Consider the following 793-nt stretch of genomic DNA (forward strand, 5'->3'; position numbering starts at 1 on the left):
TGAAGTCTCGGCTTCAAAGACATCAGGCGCTACAAGATTGCACCAGGAGTGCCGCCGGCGCGTGTTGTAGCGCATGCACCACCGGAAGACTTCCCGGCGGCAGGAGATCGGATTGTCAAAGACTTTCCTATCGCGCAAGACTTCCCGCTTTAAGGTGGCGTTAAATGATTCTGCTAGGGCGTTATCAGCACTCGTTCCTACCGCTCCCATGGACTGGCGCACACCCAACGACGAGCAATAGTTCCTAAAGGCTTGTGAGGTGTACACGCTGCCGTGATCGGAATGGAATATAGCCCCGTCAAGACTGCCGCGTACACCGTGCGCGTGGGCTATTGCATCGACGACCAGTGACACTCGCATGTTGTCTGCGAGCGCATAACCTGCACGTTTGCGTGAATGAAGTGTCAATAACTGTGGCCACATACATGTTCTTGCCACCCTTACAGGGCAGGTAGGTAATGTCGCCAACATAAACGCGATTCGGCTCGTTGGCGGTGAATTTACGGCCTACTAAGTCCGGCATGACGCGGTGGCCAGGCTTGCGCCTGGTAGTGACACATCGGCGGCGTTTGGTAAAGCCTTTAAGCCCCATGGCTTTCATAATTCGTGCAACTTTCTTGTGATTGATCGGGACATACGCCGTGTCCTCATTCAGGCTTGCAGCGATGCGTTTAGCGCCGTAAAGCCCAAGCTCATCATCAAAGATGGTTGCGATCCTTGCACCAATAACAGCATCAGAATACATCTTTAACCTGCGATTTTTACGGGTTTGGACCCACTTATAAAACGAGGA

1 pseudogene is annotated in these 793 nt (G+C 52.8%); it reads right to left on the reverse strand.

Annotation, left to right across the window (positions count from 1 at the left end):
* A pseudogene (locus QP970_RS11595) lies at positions 1–793 on the reverse strand (IS3 family transposase); the annotation flags it as partial.

It is taken from the genome of Corynebacterium sp. MSK073, assembly GCF_030232085.1.
In the GTDB taxonomy this organism is placed as follows: Bacteria; Actinomycetota; Actinomycetes; order Mycobacteriales; family Mycobacteriaceae; genus Corynebacterium.